Origin of the sequence: Caballeronia sp. EK (genome assembly GCF_014384845.1) — a bacterium.
In the GTDB taxonomy this organism is placed as follows: Bacteria; Pseudomonadota; Gammaproteobacteria; order Burkholderiales; family Burkholderiaceae; genus Caballeronia; species Caballeronia jiangsuensis.
The window spans coordinates 265,282-282,946 of the sequence record NZ_JACSUE010000006.1; the positions used below are offsets into that span (position 1 = coordinate 265,282).

General features: G+C 62.8%; 14 protein-coding genes and 1 pseudogene. 3 read left to right on the forward strand and 12 right to left on the reverse strand.

From position 1 onward, the window contains the following. Positions 1 to 27: 27 nt before the first annotated feature. Positions 28 to 1,320, reverse strand: coding sequence for a virulence factor family protein (locus IAG25_RS19725; protein WP_187606353.1), 1,293 nt, complete (start codon positions 1,318 to 1,320; stop codon positions 28 to 30). After that, positions 1,317 to 3,911, reverse strand: coding sequence for a bifunctional lysylphosphatidylglycerol flippase/synthetase MprF (gene mprF / locus IAG25_RS19730; RefSeq protein ID WP_187606354.1), 2,595 nt, complete (start codon positions 3,909 to 3,911; stop codon positions 1,317 to 1,319). Before mprF ends, IAG25_RS19725 begins: the two co-directional genes overlap by 4 nt. A 447-nt stretch (positions 3,912 to 4,358) precedes the next feature. On the opposite strand from mprF, the gene IAG25_RS19735 reads away from it, so the two are divergent. Then, on the forward strand, positions 4,359 to 4,670 hold the full coding sequence (locus tag IAG25_RS19735; RefSeq protein WP_255503816.1) for a hypothetical protein: 312 nt from the start codon (positions 4,359 to 4,361) through the stop codon (positions 4,668 to 4,670). A 16-nt stretch (positions 4,671 to 4,686) separates the two neighbouring features. Here the strand turns inward: IAG25_RS19735 and IAG25_RS19740 are convergent, their stop codons facing one another. Both IAG25_RS19740 and IAG25_RS19745 read right to left on the reverse strand, forming a co-directional pair. Next, entirely contained in the window at positions 4,687 to 5,205 is a 519-nt protein-coding gene (locus IAG25_RS19740; protein ID WP_187606356.1) for a hypothetical protein, read from the reverse strand. 161 nt (positions 5,206 to 5,366) lie between these two features. After that, positions 5,367 to 6,062, reverse strand: coding sequence for a response regulator transcription factor (locus tag IAG25_RS19745; RefSeq protein ID WP_035501961.1), 696 nt, complete (start codon positions 6,060 to 6,062; stop codon positions 5,367 to 5,369). 196 nt (positions 6,063 to 6,258) lie between these two features. Here IAG25_RS19745 and IAG25_RS19750 point away from each other — a divergent pair, with 196 nt between their 5' ends. After that, positions 6,259 to 6,711 carry a response regulator transcription factor gene (locus IAG25_RS19750; protein ID WP_035502017.1) on the forward strand — a complete coding sequence of 151 codons (453 nt, stop codon included), beginning with the start codon at positions 6,259 to 6,261 and terminating at the stop codon, positions 6,709 to 6,711. Between the two features lie 120 nt (positions 6,712 to 6,831). Here the strand turns inward: IAG25_RS19750 and IAG25_RS19755 are convergent, their stop codons facing one another. The 7 genes from IAG25_RS19755 to IAG25_RS41465 all read right to left on the reverse strand — a co-directional run bounded on the left by IAG25_RS19755 (position 6,832) and on the right by IAG25_RS41465 (position 15,369). Then, positions 6,832 to 7,767, reverse strand: a complete 936-nt coding sequence (locus IAG25_RS19755) for an aldose epimerase family protein (RefSeq protein WP_187606357.1) — start codon at positions 7,765 to 7,767, stop codon at positions 6,832 to 6,834. Positions 7,768 to 7,815: 48 nt separating this feature from the next. Then, positions 7,816 to 8,733 carry an ABC transporter permease gene (locus tag IAG25_RS19760; protein ID WP_187606358.1) on the reverse strand — a complete coding sequence of 306 codons (918 nt, stop codon included), beginning with the start codon at positions 8,731 to 8,733 and terminating at the stop codon, positions 7,816 to 7,818. After that, on the reverse strand, positions 8,733 to 9,599 hold the full coding sequence (locus IAG25_RS19765) for an ABC transporter permease (protein WP_035501965.1): 867 nt from the start codon (positions 9,597 to 9,599) through the stop codon (positions 8,733 to 8,735). Before IAG25_RS19765 ends, IAG25_RS19760 begins: the two co-directional genes overlap by 1 nt. Continuing rightward, positions 9,596 to 10,672, reverse strand: a complete 1,077-nt coding sequence (locus IAG25_RS19770; protein ID WP_187606359.1) for an ABC transporter ATP-binding protein — start codon at positions 10,670 to 10,672, stop codon at positions 9,596 to 9,598. The genes IAG25_RS19765 and IAG25_RS19770 overlap by 4 nt, the downstream gene beginning before the upstream one ends. An 81-nt stretch (positions 10,673 to 10,753) precedes the next feature. After that, positions 10,754 to 11,857, reverse strand: coding sequence for an ABC transporter substrate-binding protein (locus tag IAG25_RS19775; RefSeq protein ID WP_371882254.1), 1,104 nt, complete (start codon positions 11,855 to 11,857; stop codon positions 10,754 to 10,756). Between the two features lie 641 nt (positions 11,858 to 12,498). Beyond that, a complete protein-coding gene (locus tag IAG25_RS19780) occupies positions 12,499 to 13,191 on the reverse strand; it encodes a FadR/GntR family transcriptional regulator (protein ID WP_187606360.1) in 693 nt (230 codons plus the stop codon). 159 nt (positions 13,192 to 13,350) lie between these two features. After that, a complete protein-coding gene (locus IAG25_RS41465) occupies positions 13,351 to 15,369 on the reverse strand; it encodes a YadA family autotransporter adhesin (RefSeq protein ID WP_309243947.1) in 2,019 nt (672 codons plus the stop codon). On the opposite strand from IAG25_RS41465, the gene IAG25_RS41470 reads away from it, so the two are divergent. Then, a complete protein-coding gene (locus IAG25_RS41470; RefSeq protein WP_255503817.1) occupies positions 15,344 to 16,483 on the forward strand; it encodes a hypothetical protein in 1,140 nt (379 codons plus the stop codon). The genes IAG25_RS41465 and IAG25_RS41470 overlap by 26 nt on opposite strands. Here the strand turns inward: IAG25_RS41470 and IAG25_RS42260 are convergent. Further along, positions 16,384 to 16,902, reverse strand: a pseudogene (locus IAG25_RS42260) (ESPR domain-containing protein); the annotation flags it as partial. The gene IAG25_RS41470 and the pseudogene IAG25_RS42260 overlap by 100 nt on opposite strands. Positions 16,903 to 17,665 lie beyond the last annotated feature (763 nt).

Genomic DNA, 17,665 nt, shown 5'->3' on the forward strand with positions numbered 1-17,665 from the left:
GCGGCCAGGTGAAGACGTGTGTGAGAACTATCCTTGCCGCGCCGCGATCTGCTTGCGCCAGCCCGCGAGAATTCGACGCGCGAGCGCGTCGTAGTCACCGCCGAAGTGATGATCGCCCGGCAGCTTCACCACTTCGATGCCGGTCTTCGTCAGTTGCGGGCAGAGCGTGTCCTCTTCCTTCTCGCCGTAAATGCATTGCACCATCGACGGCGGCAGCTTGTTGAATTCCGGCCGCACCTTGAGCGCCTTTTCGCTCGCGTGCATGCCGAGCCAGCCCGTGACGCGGATCTGAAAATCCGCGTCGGGCGAGAATCCCATCAGCGAGATATACGACACCTGTTCGCGCACCGCGTCCGGCAGACGGTTGTACGCGAACGGCATCACGTCCGCGCCGAACGAATAGCCGACGAGCGCCACATGGCTCGTATGCCAGCGCGCGTTATAAGCGCGGATCACGCGCGCGATGTCGTTGGCCGTTTGCTGCGGCGTCTTCTCGCTCCAGAAGTAGCGCAGCGAGTCGATGCCGATCACCGACACGCCATCGCGTTGCAGCGCGAGCGCCATCGTCTTGTCGAGATCGCGCCAGCCGCCGTCGCCGGAAATGACGATCGCGAGCAGATCGGTCGGTTGCGCGGCGCGCAGTTCGATCAGCGGGAGATCGGAGACGTCGCTGTCGGTCGCGGGCTCGATTTTCTTCAGACGCGGCGCCGTCATCGCGACGAGCGCGGCGGCCTTCGTCTGACCCGGTTGCAGCGCCGTGCGCTCCATGAAGCCGGGCAAACCCTTCGCGTGGATGATGGTCGGGTCCGGCGGGCACGGTTTGAAGCGTGCGTCGAGTTGCGCGTCGGCCGAAAGCGACACGGCGCCCGCGACGGTGTTGTCGGGCGCCTGCTTCAGCGAGCTTTCCGCGACGGTCGCGCCCTGCCCCGTGCCGACCAGAATCGGCGAGAAATAATGATTCGACTGCACGGTGCGTTCGAGCTGATGGCTCATGTTCTCCGCATCGCCGACGAGGTTATGGCAGGACTTCTCCGTCTTGTCGGCCGCGAGGCGCGCGGCGTAACGGGGCGTATCGACGCCGATCACCATCGCGCCCTTGGCGGCGAGCGCATCGGCGGCTTCCTGATCGGCCGGCGTCCAGCCGCTTTTCTCGGAGAACAGCACGACGAAGCCGGTCATGCCGCCGGTGGGCTTCGTGAGCGTCACCTGGCCGTAACGTCCGCCGGAAATCGATTCGGCGGCATGCGCCGCGTTGAACAACGACACACCACAGACGGCGGCCACCACGAGCGCCGCCGCTTTCTTGCAAAGGAATTTCATGAACGCCAACCGCCCGCGAGGAGCGAAAGATCCGCCAAAGTGAAAAATACGCCGACCGAACCGGACGCCGCCAGATAACGCGGCTCCCAGCGCGGCTGGAACTTGCTTTTGAATCCGCGCAGTCCGCGGAAGTTGTAGAAACGGCCGCCGAAACGCCAGACGAGCCCCGCGAGTCGATGCCAGTGCGATGCCAGCGGCGTCGGCTCCATGCCCGACAGCGGCGCGATACCAAGCGACAGCGACTTGAACCCCGCTTCCTTCAGATGCAGCGCGAGCTTGGTGAAGAGGTACTCCATCGCGTAAGGCGACGCGGCCGACACATGGCGCATCACGCCGACGGTCGCTTCGGTGTTCATGTCGGTCGTCATGAAGGTGACGAACGCGACCGGCTCGCCTTGCTGGCGCACGAGCAGCACCGACTGCGCCGCGAGGTATTCCTCGTTGAACGCCGCGACCGAGAAGCTCTTCTCGCGTGCGGAGCGGCTTTCGAGCCAGTCGTCGGAGATCGCGCGCAGCATCGGCATGCTTTCGGCGATGTGCGCCGGCCCGATGACTTCCGTATCGAAGCCATCGCGCTCGCCGCGCTTGAGCGCATAGCGCAGATGCGACCGGTGCGAGCCCTTCAGATCGAATTCGGAAAGCGCGACGTGCGCTTCCTCGCCGAGCTTCATCAGCGTGAGGCCGGCGTCGAGATAGAGCGGCAGCGCATCGGCGCGGACCTGATAGAACGCCGCGCGGCCGTTGTGCGCATGTGCGAGCTCGACGAATTTGCGGATCAGTTCCGCCCACTCGCGGCGCGGACCGACCGGATCGTGCAGCGCGGCCCACGTGCGGCCATGCTTCGCGTACATCAGGAAAGCTTCACGCGACTCGGAAAAGAGGAAGCTCTTGTCGCCCATCATCGCGAGGCCGGCGTCGCTGCGTTCCTGCGCGCGGAAGATGCGCGCGGCATCGGCGAGATCCTGCGGCGCGGGTTTCACGAAGCGGCCCGCCGCCGGACGCAGCAGTTGCCACACGCCGAATGCCGACGCGAACACCGCCGCCGCGAGCGTGGCGCGCAGCGCACGCGGGGCGCGCTCGTCGAAGGCGAACTGCCACCAGAGATCGCCGCTGTACGGCACGTCGCGGAAGGCGAAGAGCATGATCCACACCGCGAACGCCATCACGACGCCGATCGAAATCAGCCATGTCGCGGTGAAGCGCTCGGCGAAGAGCGACGAGCGGCGATTGAAGCGCTCGCGCGTCAGAACGAGCAGCACGACGAGAAACGCGAGCACGCCGACTTCGACGAACGCGAGACCCTTTGCGAGCGACAGCGCGAGGTTCGCCACGGCCAGCACGAGCGCGAGCCACCAGGCGGCGTCGAGGCGGCGCATCAGGCCGCGCGCGACGAAGAGCAGCAGCACGCCGAGCACGGAGCCGAGCAATTGCGAGCTTTCCAGCACCCACAGCGGAACGATGGTCTGCAGCAGCGCGATGCGCATCTTGAACGCGGGCGTCGCGCCCGAGATGACGAGCATCGAGCCCGCCGCGAACGTGACGATCGAGAGGAACAACGGCGCGAGCTGCGATACGTGACGCGGGCTCAGCAGACCGAAGCGGCCCTTCAGAGCGCGGCCTTCGAACGCGGCCATCACGCCGGCGGAAAGGATCAGCGGAAGGCCGAAATAGATCGCGCGATACGCGAGCAGCGCGGCGAGCACGTCCGGCGTCTGGGCGCTGTTGCCGAGCGCGAACACCATCGCCGCCTCGAACACGCCCACGCCGCCCGGCGTATGGCCGATCATGCCGAGCAGCATCGCGGCCGAGAAAACCGTCATGAATTCGCCGAAGCCGACTTGCGGGTTCGGCAGGAGCGCCCAAAGCGCGAGTCCGGCGCCGAGCACATCGACGACGGCGAGCGCAGCCTGCGCGACGAAATCGCGGCGCGCCGGCACGGTGAACGAAAGCCACGTCCAGCGCGAACGCAGCGTGCGCGGCGCGGCGCCGCAGACGATGACCATCGCCACGAACAAGGCGAGAAGCGCCGCGCCGGTCACGCGCAGCACGGTCGGCGGCACGTGCATCATGCCCGAGAGCGTGCCCGCGCCGAACAGCATGCCGGCGGCGGCCATGAAAGCGAGGGACAGCGCCAGCGTGACGCTCGTGAAAATCGTCAGTCGGCCGACCTGCGCCGGCGTGACGTCGGCCGCGCCGTACACGCGGCAGCGCACGGCGCCGCCCGTCAGAGCGCCGAAGCCCGTCACGTTGCCGAGCGCGGAGCCGACCGTCGCGCCGACCCAAAGCAGGGAACGCGGCACCGCGACCCCGATGTGACGCAGCCCGACCGCGTCGCGCCCGACGAGCGCGGCGAAGCTGAGCGCGGTTGCGAAAAGCGCGGCCATCCAGGCTTGCGGCGTCATCAGACGCAGCGAGTGGATCACCGACTTGTAATCGACCGAGCGCGAAAGATGCTGGAAGACCACCAGCAGCAGCACGCAGATGATGACCGTGAGCACGGGCGCGGCGAACCGCTGAAAATCGATACCGCCGGACGAACGTCCGGTCGGGGCAATGGCGCGAAGCCGGGCAAGCAACTTTGTGCGAGACATGCGTTCTATCAAACTGGCAACCGCTGCACACCGGCCGCAAGCGATCGATGGCAACGGTACAACACGGTTTATCGGGACCCGCGCACCACACGCGGTCGGAGAGCGCCACTTCGGCTCCCGCCGCCCGCGCTCGCGCCATACAAAAGGCTTTAAGGCATGAAACGCCTATATAACGGCGGCGGTTGACCCGACTTGACTAATATTGGGAAAACTACGGATCGAAAGGTTGCAATCAGATCTGGCGCGGTTTTCCGGACGGCTAAACCGGCACGAATGACCGATCACGCGCGCTTTACGGTTTGTCAGGAGAGCGGGTAGGATCGACGGCCACGAGGCTTGCTGGCGTCGAACGAGCACGGGACGCTAGCTTAAGCGGATACTACAAAAAAAGGCATCGGAATCATGAGAAAAAACATCGCAATCTTGTTTGCCGCAATCGGCGCTTCCATGTTGAGCGCGTGCGTTGCGACCGACGACGCCCTGCTCAAGACGGTACCCTTCGGGTCCGGCACGTCGCAGTACAAGCCCTACGACTTCATCCGATGCGTGAAGGAAAAATGGACGCCGATCGCGCCGCGTGTGCGCGAATACTCGCCGAGCTCCGATACGCTGGCCGTTTCCGTGCCCAGCGGCGGCATGACGAGCCAGTCGGTGGTGTTGGTGATCGCGCAGGCGTCCGCGAACGGCACGGGCTACACGATATACGGGGATGTCGCAGCGGCCGGACGCTACGTCACGGCGACGCACACGTGCGATTGAGCCCCCGTTTTCTCGATCAGGAAGGCTTGCCGTTGCGCATGTCGACGCCGGCCAGATGCGTCCCGACGACGCGTCCGATCAGATAACCGTCCGATGCGCACGCGTTGACGCGTTCCTTGCCGTCCCACTGGATCTTGTACTGATCGTCGAGGGAATGGACCGTCGATGCGTCGAATTTGCGCTTCGCCTTGCCGCCATTGCGCATGTCCTCGCTGACGAGGCGGTTCCAGGTCAGCGCGTAGCCGTAGCGCACGCCGTCGGCGAATGCGCCATCGTCGCAGACTTGCGATGGGGGAGTCGTCTTGAGCATCAGATGGTAGCCGTTCGCGGAGCCGACCATGATGCGCCGCTCGCCCGGCGGCGCCGGCGGTGCTGGCTTGACCGGAACTTGAGCCGCTTGCGCGGCCGATGCCGCCGACGCCGCCGCGGCTGCGTCGGTGTCGTTCTGCTGCGGAAGCGGCGCGCATGCGCCGAGAAGCAGCGCCGCTGTCACCGCGATGGCCGTGCCGGCGCCTTGCATTTTTATGAACGTCATCCTGCGAATCACCTACGCTGACCCCATCTCAAATATAGTCCGGGCTATACCTTACCATCCCCGGGCGCATTCCTCGGAACGATGAAAAAAAGGCGGCGCAGATGCGACGACGCGGGCGCCTTTCGAGCCGCCCGCGTCGAAAAGAAGGTGAATTTGACGGTTCAGGACGCCGACGACGTATTGCTCATCGGCATTTCGATCCCGCGCCGCGCCATCTCGACGATCAGGAACGTTCGCCGCGTGACGTGAAAACGCGCGAGCAGATCGCTCGAATATTCCTTGGCGGTGTTTTCGCTGATATTCATCTTGCGCGCGATGGCCTTGTTCGACAGCCCCTGCAGCAAATAGCGCAGCGTCTCGGTCAGGCGAGGCGGCAGATCGAGCGATTCGACCGTCACGCCCGCGTGCGGCGAAACCGGCTTCGGGCTGTGGCCGCCCTTGCCGAGCACCGTGTTCGGCAGGTACACGCGTCCGTTGAGGATGGTTTTCAGCGCTTCGCGGAACACGCCCGCGCCCTGCTCGCTGCCCTTCGAGATGAAGCCGCACGCGCCGTTCTTGATGCATTCGAGCACGGTGTCGCGGTCGTCCTGCGCGGAAAGCATGATCGTCTGAATCTCGCGCTCTTCCTCGCGGATCCAGTTGAGCAGGTCCATGCCTGTGGCGTTGCCGCGCAAGTGGTAGTCGAGGAACATCAGATCGTAGGTATTGGCGGAAAGCTTGGCTTTCGCCTGCTCGAACCCGTCGGCTTCGTCGATCTCGAGCAAAGGCTCGTTCGCCAGGATGAGGCTTTTCATGGCGCTCCTGGTGAGCCCTTCGTCCTCTACTAGCAACACTGTTTTGAAATAGCCATTTTCCATTGCGACGCTCCGAGAACGGTTCCGATATTACGCGTGCCCTGCGCGACTTCCACCCCCCTTTCGCAGGGATACATTCGGCAGTCCCCCAAAATTCCCCGCATCCCCCTCCCGTGCCGGGTTTAGCGATCAGCACGTTCCGTCGACACTGGTCGCAGTCGATTCAACCACGTAATGCAATACGAGAATGGAGGATGAGATGTCAAGCCGTCTGGCCGACAACGAACGCGAATTCGCGTTGTGGCGTATCAAGCGGGCCCGCGCCGGAGACGCATCGCGCCGTGTGCTGATCGCCCACAAGGACAAGTCGATCGGCGATTCCCTCGCCGTGCAACTTCGGCTCAAAGGCTTGCAGGTCATTCATTCGCAGGATCTGAAATCGGTGCGCGCGCTGGTGCATAGCTGGCAGCCGCAGGCGCTGCTGCTCGATACCCGCCTCGACAATGATTCCGGGTACGTCTTTCTGCGCACGCTGCGCATGGACGCCGACGTCACCGGGCGGCTCCTCGTCGCGATGAGCAATGTGTGGCCGGCCGATCCGGTTCAGACGCTCAAGGAAGCCGGTTTCGACGCCCACTGCCGTCGGCCTTGCGCGACCTGGCGCATCGTCGATCTCGTGGAATCGTTCTTTTCCATGCCGCTCACGCGCTGATACGCATATCTGGAGGTGCCGCCATGAACAGGGATGCATGCCTCGTCGCCGGGGGGACGTTGCCGGCGAATGCGTCGCGCTGTCCCCCGGTTCGCGAACGCGCCGGTGTCGAGGCGCGCGTCAGGCGCCGCCGCCGTCGTACGGGGCCGGGATCGCGCCGGCTGCCATCACGAGCGACGCCCGTATTTCACTACCTGGCTCGATGACCGCGATGCCCGTCCCGGGCAGCCCTTGCGCCGCGAGGTTGAAGCCGTCGCTCACGTGCGACACCGGTTCGACGCACAGATAACCCGCGCCCGCCGGACAATGCACGACGACGTGGTTCAGCGTGTCGCCGGCTTCCAGTTCGAGCGTGCGGCCGTCCGCGTAACGCAGCGTAGCGCGGCCATTCCAGCCGCTCAGATAACGCGTGTAGCCCTCCGTTTCCCGCACATGCCGATGCGCTGGCGGCTCGGCCATCGGTTCGATCGCGATCTCCGCTTCGTGACGCCAGTGCGTCGTCGCATGAAGTTCGGCTTCGTGCGCGCCGAAGTAAGGATGAAAACCGAGGCCGACGGGCATCGGGCCGGACGACCGGTTCGCGATCCGCATCGATAGCCGCGCGCCTTCTGCATTCGCTTCGATCAGCTGCACGGCCTCGAAAGCCCACGGCCAGCCATGCTCGCCCTCGCCGTGCACGTAGCGCAACACGACGCAATCCGCCTCCTGAAGCTCGACGCTCCATGCCGCGAACTGGCCGAAACCATGCAGCGCGTGCGCCATGCCGGGAAACGTCGCGATCTCGACGATGGAACCGTCCGGCGTGGCAAAGCGCGCATCGCGCACGCGATTGGAAAACGGCACGAGCGGATAACTGCCGCCCTTGGGCCATGCATCGCACGGCCAATTGGCGGCTGTCACCGGCACGAGCCAGTCCTGCAACCCGCGCGCGCCTTGCGTGGCGAAGCGCGTGATGCGCCCGCCCGCCGCCGGCGCGATCTCGATGACATGCGGCCCGCTCGAAATGCTCAGGCGCGGCGCGGCGTCCAAAGGTACGACTTCACGAAATTTCGTCACGACACGGCTTCGAATTGAAAAGAACCCGCGCGCAGGCGCGGGTGAACATCACTGCTTCTGTTCCTTCACGCGCGACACGAGCTGCGTCGGGCTCACGAACTGCAGCGCGATCAGCACCCAGACCATCGTGATGGCCATGTAGATCATCGCCATCGCGTCGATGGACTGCGGCGCGCGCACGCCCGTGGAGAACACGGCGTAATAGAGCGCGACGACGAGCGTCTGAGTCGTCGGCCCAGCGGTGAAGAACGTCAGCTCGAACATGCCGATGGTGCGCACCAGGACGAGCAGGCCGGCCGCCAGCATGCCGGGCACGAGCAGAGGCAGCAGCACGTAGCGGAAGTACCGGAACGTGTTCGCGCCGAAGATGCGCGCGGCCGATTCCAGATTCGGATCGATCTGCTCGATGAACGGCGTCATCACGAGAATGACGAACGGCAGCGCAGGCACCAGGTTCGCGAGGATCACGCCGGTCAGCGTGCCCGCGAGATGGAACTTGTACATGACCGTCGCCATCGGGATGCCGTAGGTCACGGGCGGTACCATCAGCGGCAGCAGGAACACGAGCATCGCGAAGCGCTTGCCGGGGAACTGCACGCGAGCGAGCGCATACGCGGCCGGCACGCCCAGCACGATGGACAGCAGCACCACCGCGCCCACCACTTCGAGCGTCACGAGGAGCACGCTCGAAAGCTGGAAGTCGCTCCATGCCTGCGCGTACCAGTGCAGCGTGAAGCCCTGCGGCAACAGCGTGCCGAACCAGCGCGTCGCCACCGAGTTCACGGCGACGGTCGCGATCAGCAGCAGCACGTTGACGAGGAAGAAGCCCATCGTCGCCCAGACGAAGAACTTCCATAGCCTGTCGCGCAGGCTCACTTGCTGTTTCATGTGCTTGCCGGTGCCGTTCGTGGTTTCGGTCAGCGCGCCGGCCTGCCAGCCGGACGCCGCGCGGTTATCGGTCGTCATTATCCCTTGCCTCCCGTCACCGGACCCGTATAGAAGAAGCGACGCGCGCCGAGCATGCCGCCCACGACGAGCAACTGCACGAAGCCCATCACGATCGCGATCGTCGATGCGAGCGCGTAGTCGTAGTTTTCGAACGCGGCTTCCGAAGCTGCGATCGAGATCACGCGCGTCGGACCGGCGGGCGCACCGAGCAGCACCGCCGACGGAAACACCGAGAACGCCTGCACGAAAGAGAGACAGGCGGTCATCGTCAGGCCGGGCAGCAGCAGCGGCAGGTAGATCTGACGGAACTGCTGCCACGGGCTTGCGCCGAGCGTTGCAGCGGCGCGCGCGAGCGTCGGGTCGATGCCGGTCACATACGACAGCGTCAGCAGAAACGCGAACGGAAAGCCCGACACGATCAGCGAAATCAGCACGCCCCAGTAGTTATGCGTGAGGCGCACTTCATCGCCATAGAGATGCAGCGCCTGCAATGCCTGCGGAAACCAGCCGTTCGGGCTGAAGTACGTCAGCATGCCGTCGGCGATCAGCACGGTGCCGAGCGTCACCGGCACGACGAGCAGCGTCGTGACGAACTTCTGCCACGGCGACGTGCGGCGCAACGCGAAGGCCACCGGCACCGACACGCCTACGTTGATGATCGTCGCGGGCACGGCGAGCTTCAGCGTGACGACGATCGTCGGCCACATCGACGAATCGGTGAAGAACGTGATGTAGTTCGCCCAGACGCTGCCGCCGTTCATCGGACTGAACGACAGCATCAGCCCGTAGGCGAACGGATAGATGAACAGCGCGATGATGAAGAAGAGCGCCGGCGTGACGAGCCAGCCCTTCGGATCGCGTGGCTGCGCGGGAAGCGCGATCATTTTTCCTCTCCATACACGAGCGTTTTCGAAGGCACGACGCGCAGCGAGATGCGCTCGCCTTCGCTGCATTCGCCCGCGATGCGCGCCCAGAGCTTGCCGAACGCCGTATTGACGATGATGAGCGAATCGCGCCCGCCATATTCGACGACTTCGACGTGCGCATCGAAGGCGTTCTCGGCGCCGGGCGCCGCGCGTTCCATGTCTTCGGGACGCAGCGCGACGGCCACGCGCTTGCTGTCGAAACCTTCCATCGGCGTGCCGAGCAGGCGCACGCCGTTTGCGTTCACCGCGACGGCTTCGCCCTGCGTGCCTTCGAGCGTTGCCTGCACGACATTGCGGAAACCCATGAAGCGCGCGACGTGCAGATTCTTCGGCCGCGAATAGACTTCCTTCGGCGCGGCCACCTGCTGGACGACGCCCTCTTTCATCACGACGATGCGATCGGCCATCGACAGCGCTTCGTCCTGATCGTGCGTCACATAGATGGTCGCGCGCTCCAGCTTGCCGTGGATGCGGCGAATTTCGGCGCGCATCTCGATGCGCAGCTTGGTGTCCAGGTTCGAGAGCGGCTCGTCCATCAGAACGAGCGGCGGCTCGATGACGATCGCGCGCGCAATCGCCACACGCTGCTGCTGGCCGCCCGAAAGCTGACCGGGAAGCTTGGCGTCGTGGCCGATCAGTTGCACGAGCTGCAAGGCGGCCTTCGCGCGCTTCGTTGCTTCCGCCTTCGGCATGCCGCGCATCTTCAGGCCGAAGCCGACGTTATCCAGCACCGACATATGCGGAAACAGCGCGTAGTTCTGAAAGACCATGCCGAAGCCGCGCTTTTCGGGCGGCAGCACGTCGATACGCTTGTCGTCGAGCCAGATGCCGCCGCCCGTCAACGGCTGCAATCCGGCGATGCAGTTCAGCGCGGTCGACTTGCCGCAGCCCGATGGCCCGAGCAGCGCGATGAACTCGCCGCGCTGGATATTCAGATCGAGTCCCTTCAACGCCGCGAGCTGCTGCCCTTCCGCGTTGGTGAAACTGCGCGAGACCGCGTCGAGGCGCAACTGCTCAAAAGTGTGCTTCATGACAATTTCCTGCGCTTTTTTGTACAAGCGGCGACGCGCCCTGACGGGAGCGTCGCCGTCTCATTACCGCGTTACGCCGAGTTACTTCGTCTTCGCCGCGCCGACTTCGCGATCCCATTTCTGGAATGCCGCGACCATCGCCTGCGCATTGAGCGGAAGCACGTGCGGACGGTCGGCGAGCAGCTTCGCGTACTCGGGCCGGCCGAACTTCTGGATGACTTCCTGACTCTTCGCGGGCGCCATCGAGAGCGGCACATCCTTCACCGCAGGACCCGGATAGAAATAGCCATCGTCATAGGTCAGCGCCTGCTGCGCCGGCTCGAGCATAAAGTTCATCAGCTTGTAGAGCACGTCGAGCTTTTCCTTCGGCACGCCCTTCGGGATCACCATGTAGTGGGCGTCGTTCACCCAGGTCATGTTGTCGAACGCGGCCACCTTGAATTCCGCCGGCACGATGCCGAGCGCGCGCGGATTGATGTCCCAGCCGGTCACCGTGACCGTCATGTCGCGCGTGCCTTCGCCCAGTTCCTTCATGACGGCCGAGGTTCCGCCCGGGTAGTACGGAATGCAGTCGTTCAGTTGCTTGAGGAACGCCCAGGTCTTGTCCCAGCCGTTGATCGGGTCCATCGGGTCCTTGTCGCCGAGCACGTACGGCAGGCCCATCAGGAAGGTGCGGCCAGGGCCGGAGTTCGCCGGGCGCGCATAAATCAGCTTGTTCGGATGCGCCTTGCACCACGCGAGCAGTTGATCCGGCGTCTTCGGAACGTCGGTGACCTTGGCCGGGTTGTATTCGAGCAGCGGACCCGCGGGCATATAGGTCACTTCGAGACCATAGCCCTGCGCGATGTCCTGCATCTTGCGCGGGCCGGGCGCGTACTTGTCGAGCACGCCGGGGAACGCCTTCGCGTTATCGGGAAGCAGTTTCTCCCACAGACCTTGCTGGATGCCGGCCGCGAGCGCGTCAGTGCCGGTCACGACGAGGTCGATGTCCGAGCGGCCCGCCGCCTGCATCGCCTTGATCTTGCCCGGCAGTTGCGGCGCGGGCGCGTTCGTGAAGGTGATGCTGGAAACCAGATCGGGATATTTGGCCTTGAACGCCTCGAAGCCCTTTTGCGTCAGTTGCAGATTGCCCGCAACGTCGACGATGTTGATCGATACGGGATCGGCCGCGTATGCCGCGCTCATGCCGAAAGCCGCGCTGACGGCGACGCAAACCGCCGCCAGTTTCACTGACAGTCCTGCCTTGAAAGCCATTTTGTCTCCTCACTTCTCTCGCAACCGGTGGTCGGGAAAAGGTCCGGTCGAATTCTTCGATTTCGTCGATCGCCGGCCTGTGTGTGCTTCGTTCTGATTCGTTTGTGCGCCGCTTGCTGGCACCTTGAATGTAGCGTGTCTCTGTACGCGTGCGTCCTCATGGCGACCGGATGCTGAAAAATAGCTAACGGGGTCATAGGATGTCAAGCAAATTGGTTTCCGCGAGGGTGTTACCGAAACAATGGGAAGGCGCTTTTTCCTCTGGCGATAGCGGTTTGCAAGCTATGTTGGGAGATACCCCGAGCAGTTGTTTCCTATCTTTTTAACCAGGATTTAACCGTTGTTTCCTGCGGAGTTATCGCGTCTTTCCTTTGGGTTGAATCGTCGCCGGATGTTCAACGTTGGGGTAAAGCGGATGGGATTCGCCTGCTGCCGGGACGCAGGGCGCGATGTTTCATGGCGACCAACCACATGGTGGAGCCGCAGCCACCCAAAGTTGTCAAACAACTTACCCGCTAGCAAGGGAGTTTTTGCCCGCCTGACCCAAGGTTGTGTGACAACTGCAGCAGTGGCTAGTCGCCGAATATCCGGTCGAGCGCGTTTTGAAGATGCGCCTTCATCGCTTTCCCGGCGCGCGCAGGATCGCGTGCGCGGATCGCTTCGAGGACTTCGCGATGTTCACGCTGGACGAGACGCTGGCGCTCGAGCGTTTTCACCAACGACAGATTGCGCGACAGGTTCATGCTGACTTCGACCTGTTCCTCGATGAACGCCAACGCGGTAATGAAGAACTGGTTCTTCGACGCACGTGCGACCGCGAGATGGAACGCGAAATCGTCTTTTGCGCCGATGCCCTGCTGCGTCTCGACGATGCGCTCGAGCCGATCCCATGCATCCTGAATCGCGCGAAGGCCGTCTTCGTCGGCCTTGATGGCGGCGAATTCCGCCGCGCCGGACTCCGTCACGATCCGAAATTCGTAGCAGCGGCGGATGTCGGATAGCGTTTCGAGCGGGGCGAACCGGCGCACATCCGGATCGGGACGACGTCCGACGATCGTTCCCGAACCGCGCCGCGTCACGATGATCCCGTCCGCGCGCAATCGCGCGAGCGCTTCGCGGACGGTCGGTCGAGATGTTGCGAATCGTTCAGCGAGCGCATGCTCCGTGAGAAGCCGGTCGCCCTCCTTGAACTCGCCTTCCACGATGCTGTTGAGGATGTCGCTGTAAATTCGGTCGGCGAGTCCGGATGACTTACGCTCGTTCATGTTCGCGCTTGTCGTGCTTGTCAGGGTGGGAGACCGATTGTAAGGCAGATTTTTCGCACGAGGTCACGCGTAGAGATCAGGCGCGAGCAATAAAAAAAATTCGGTCGACGCAGTGGCTGCGTCGACCGACTTCGATTGCTCCGGTGTTACGTCAGAGGCTTACCACTGATGGCCTGCGCCGATCGTAAACCCGACGTTGCCGGAACTGCTGGTATTGCCCGAAGCCTTCACGACCCATCGATCGTCCTGCGTCACGTACGAGACGCCGATCGCCGCACCGGATGCGCTCGCGTAACGCGCGCCCGCGATCGATACCATTGTTCTGCCCGGAGCGGTCGGCTGCGGCAATCCCGCTGCGGCCATCGCCGCGGCGATACCGCCGTATGCCGTGCTGGCGACATTGTTGATCTGGCTCTGCACGCCGGCGATGCGCGAATCGGTGTAGCTTTGCGCCTGCGCCGATGCCAGATTCAATTGCCGGACGTTGACCGCATCGGTTTGCTGCTCGCCGTTGGCAACGTTCGTAATCTGGCGTTCGTTGCCTGCCGAGCCGACTGATACCGTGTTCGCCCGGTCGGCCACCGAATTCGCACCGAGCGCGACCGAATTGTCCGCACTCGCGTTCGCGTTCGCGCCCATGGCCGTAGCATGCGTGCCGGTGGCGCTGGCGACCTCGGTGGCGCGATTGCCATCGGCGGCAAACAATGTGTTTCCGCCGCTTTCGGCAATGTTCGTCACGCGGTCGAGCGCGGCGTTCATCTGGTTCACGTTCACGGCATCGCTGCCGGCTACACCTTCCGCGACGTTGTGAATCGTCGTTGCGCCGGTGTTATTGCCGAGCGTAATGCTCGTGTAGTCGGGTTTGCCATCCGCACCCGCGTCATAGGTGACGGCGGCCTTCGTCGAGCCGTCGCCATCGATCAGGCCCGCCCGCTTCAACTGCGACACGTTGACGGCGTCCGTATCCGCAGTACCGGCCGCGACGTTCGTGATCTGGCGTTCCGCGCCTGTCGCGCCGACCGAGACGGTATTCGGACGATTCGCGACCGAGTTCGCGCCCAATGCCACCGAGTTGGCCGCCGTCGCCGACGCAGCGCCCCCGATCGCCACCGAATCCGCGCCCATCGCGGACGAATCCGGCAGCGTGGAATTGGCGTGGAAGTACTTGATGCCGCCGCCTGTCGTGATGTTGTTCAGCGTGTTGTTGATCGTGTCGATGTCGGTCGAATTCTGGGCAGTGCGTCCATCCAGATTTGTCAGTGCGCTCTCGACGGAGTGGTGCTTCGTGTTATCCGTGAATTTGTAGGTTGGCTCGGTGATCTTGCCGTCCCCGTCCACGCTTGCTCCGCCACCCAGTGCGTCCGCGGCGCTTTGTGCGGTCGCGAAGAGCTGCGAACCGTTGATCGCTTCGAAGCTCCCAAGGGCGACATTTCCGTTTGCCACGTTATCGATTGTCACCTTGGTTTGAGGATTCAGTGTGATCCTGCTGTGCGTCGAATCGTCGTAGGTCACGGCGTTCGCGACACTGCTCGCGATCGTCGAGTTCAACTGAGAGACGTTGACCGCATCGGTGTTTTCCGTACCCGTTGCGACGTTCGTGATCTTGCGTTCCGCGCCCTTTGCACCAACGGAGACAGTGTCGGCACGATCCGCACGCGAACCGGAGCCGAGCGCGACGGCATTATCTGCGGACGCGATCGCATCGCCGCCGATTGCCACCGCGTTGACGCCGGACGCGGACGAATCCGTCTGGGTCGAGTTGGTGTGGAAGTACTTGATGCCGCCGCCGTTGTTGATCGTGCTCAGCGTCGTATTGATGATGCTGATGTCCGATGTGTTCTGCGTGACGCGACCGTCGAGATTCGTGAGCGCGTCGCCGACGTTGTTGAATGTCGAGTTGTCGGTGAACTTGTAGGTCGGCTTGGTGATCTTGCCGTCGGTGTCCACGGATGATCCGCCGCCCAGCGCGTCGGCGGCGCTTTGCGCGGTGGCGAAGAGTTGCGAGCCGTTGATCGCTTCGACGCTGTTTTCGTTTACCGCCCCAGGCGCGATGTTCTTGAGCGTGACAGGCGTGCCAAGTGTGCCGAGCGTTACGCTCTTGTGATCCGGATCGTCGTATTGGACGGTGTTGTTAATCGCGACCGACAGCGAATTGACGCCCGTCGACAGCGAGCCCACTGCGCTCGAAGTCGAGGTCGAAAGCGTATCGATGCCGGTTGACAGTGATGTCACCGCCGTGGATGTGGACGCGGACAGCGTGTCGATGCCCGTCGACAGGGATATGATGCCGGAAGTTACCGTGCTGAGGCCGGTCGACAGCGAGGCGACGTTCGACGTTACCGTGCTCAAACCCGTCGAGGTCGATGTCGACAGCGAATCGAGGCCCGAGGTCACCGTGCTCAAACCTGTCGAAGTCGATGTCGATAGCGTGTCGAGGCCCGACGCTACCGTGCTGAGGCCTGTGGACAGTGAGCTCACGTTGGACGTGATCGTGCTCATGCCCGTCGAGAGCGAACTCACATCGGAAGTCACCGTGCTGAGACCTGTGGACAGCGAGCTCACGTTGGAGGTTATCGTGCTCATGCCCGTCGAGAGCGAACTCACGTCTGAAGTCACCGTACTGAGACCTGTGGACAGCGAGCTCACGTTGGACGTGATCGTGCTCATGCCCGTCGAGAGCGAACTCACATCGGAAGTCACCGTACTGAGGCCGGTGGAAAGCGAAGTGACACCCGAGGTCACCGTACTCAGACCTGTCGAGGTCGATGTCGACAGCGAGTTGAGGCCCGAGGTCGCCGTGCTAAGCCCTGTGGAAAGCGAGCTCACGTTGGAGGTGATCGTGCTCATGCCCGTCGAGAGCGAACTCACGCCTGAAGTCACCGTACTGAGGCCGGTGGAAAGCGAAGTGACGCCCGAGGTCACCGTACTCAGACCTGTAGAGGTCGATGCCGACAGCGAGGTGAGGCCCGAAGCCACCGTACTGAGGCCTGTGGACAGTGAGTTCACACCGGAGGTCACCGTGCTGAGGCCGGTGGAAAGCGAAGCGACGCCCGAGGTCACCGTGCTCAAGCCCGTCGAGGTCGATGTCGACAATGAATCGAGATTCAAATTCACTGTGCTCAGGCCCGTCGATAGCGAAGTCACTCTGCTTGCCGCAGTGCTCAAGCCCGCGGACATCGAACTGGACACCCCGAATAGCTGGGTGCCGTTGACCGCGTCGAAGCTACCATTACTCAACATTCCCGCCGCCACGCCCGTGATCTTGTTCCGGTTCATGTTGATCGGCGCATAAGCGTTGATCGTGGTCGTTCCAGCGATGGGATCCGTGACGATGGCGAGCTGGTCGGCCCCCGCGGTGCCAAAAAGAAGCGTATTGGAGTCTGGGGCGAGTGCATAAGCGCCGGCCAAGGCGGCTTGATCGAACGCGACAAACCCTACACCAGTCTTGCCGCCGCTGTCACAACCTGCGCCGTTCTGCGGACCGCTAGCTGTCGATGAGAAACAATTCGAAAGCCCGCTCGAATCGAAGACGCCATTCATGTAGCTACTCGCATCCGCCGCGTGCGCAGACCCGCCCGCAATCGTCGCCATCGCGGAAGCGGCCACAACCACCGATCGCTTCGTGCTCTTTCCCCTGGTTCGAGCGAGTTCAGGCACGACAACCCACTTTTGACCCGCCTGGCTCCATACCACTTTATATGTCTTGTTCACTCAAAAACCTCGTAGATTCAATCGCTCAAATTTTGTGACTCGGCGTTAGACGCCTGCTCGCCAGGACAGGTAAAAAGAAATAGCGCGTCATTGCTCGGGGTTCGATTGCATCGGATCGCGCCGACAATCGAAATACAAGAGCACTCAATGGAGTTGATCAGACTTGTTGATTCGTTATACTGATCTTATAAACCAAAATAGGGAATCACTTACGCCACCCGGTCCAGGCGAATTCACGCAATTCTTGGCGTTCCTATCGAAATTTTCAATTGATATATTCCGAAAATCGCCACTTGATGCCTAAAAATCGCAACCTCACGGGCGATTCACGCGCGTTATCGGAAAACCTTTTTAACCGTAAATAGCGCTTCGAAATTTTTAATAACTGATTCTAGTCAGCTAATTAAACCAATTGATTGCCAATGACAGACAAATCAAATTCGCGAGCGATTGAAAAACCGGCTGAAACAAGTCGGGAATTGAGAGCGATAAGCGCCGAGACAAAATTCGCCTCTGCCCTCGGCTTCGTTGTGCTCACGAGGTCCAGCCCTCGACACCGTCCGTCAATCTGTCGGAGCCATTGAGCAGAAGATCGCCGCGGAGAAATCTGCGTCGACCATCGGCAGGAAGCAGGCGCGCGGCCGGGCACTTCGTCGCCAATGAACCTGGAGAAGCAAAGAAAGCGTAATGCGCATCCCTCGCACACCACAAACAAAAAGCGCGCCGCGGTTTCCCGACGGCGCGCCTCGACCCGCACAGACAA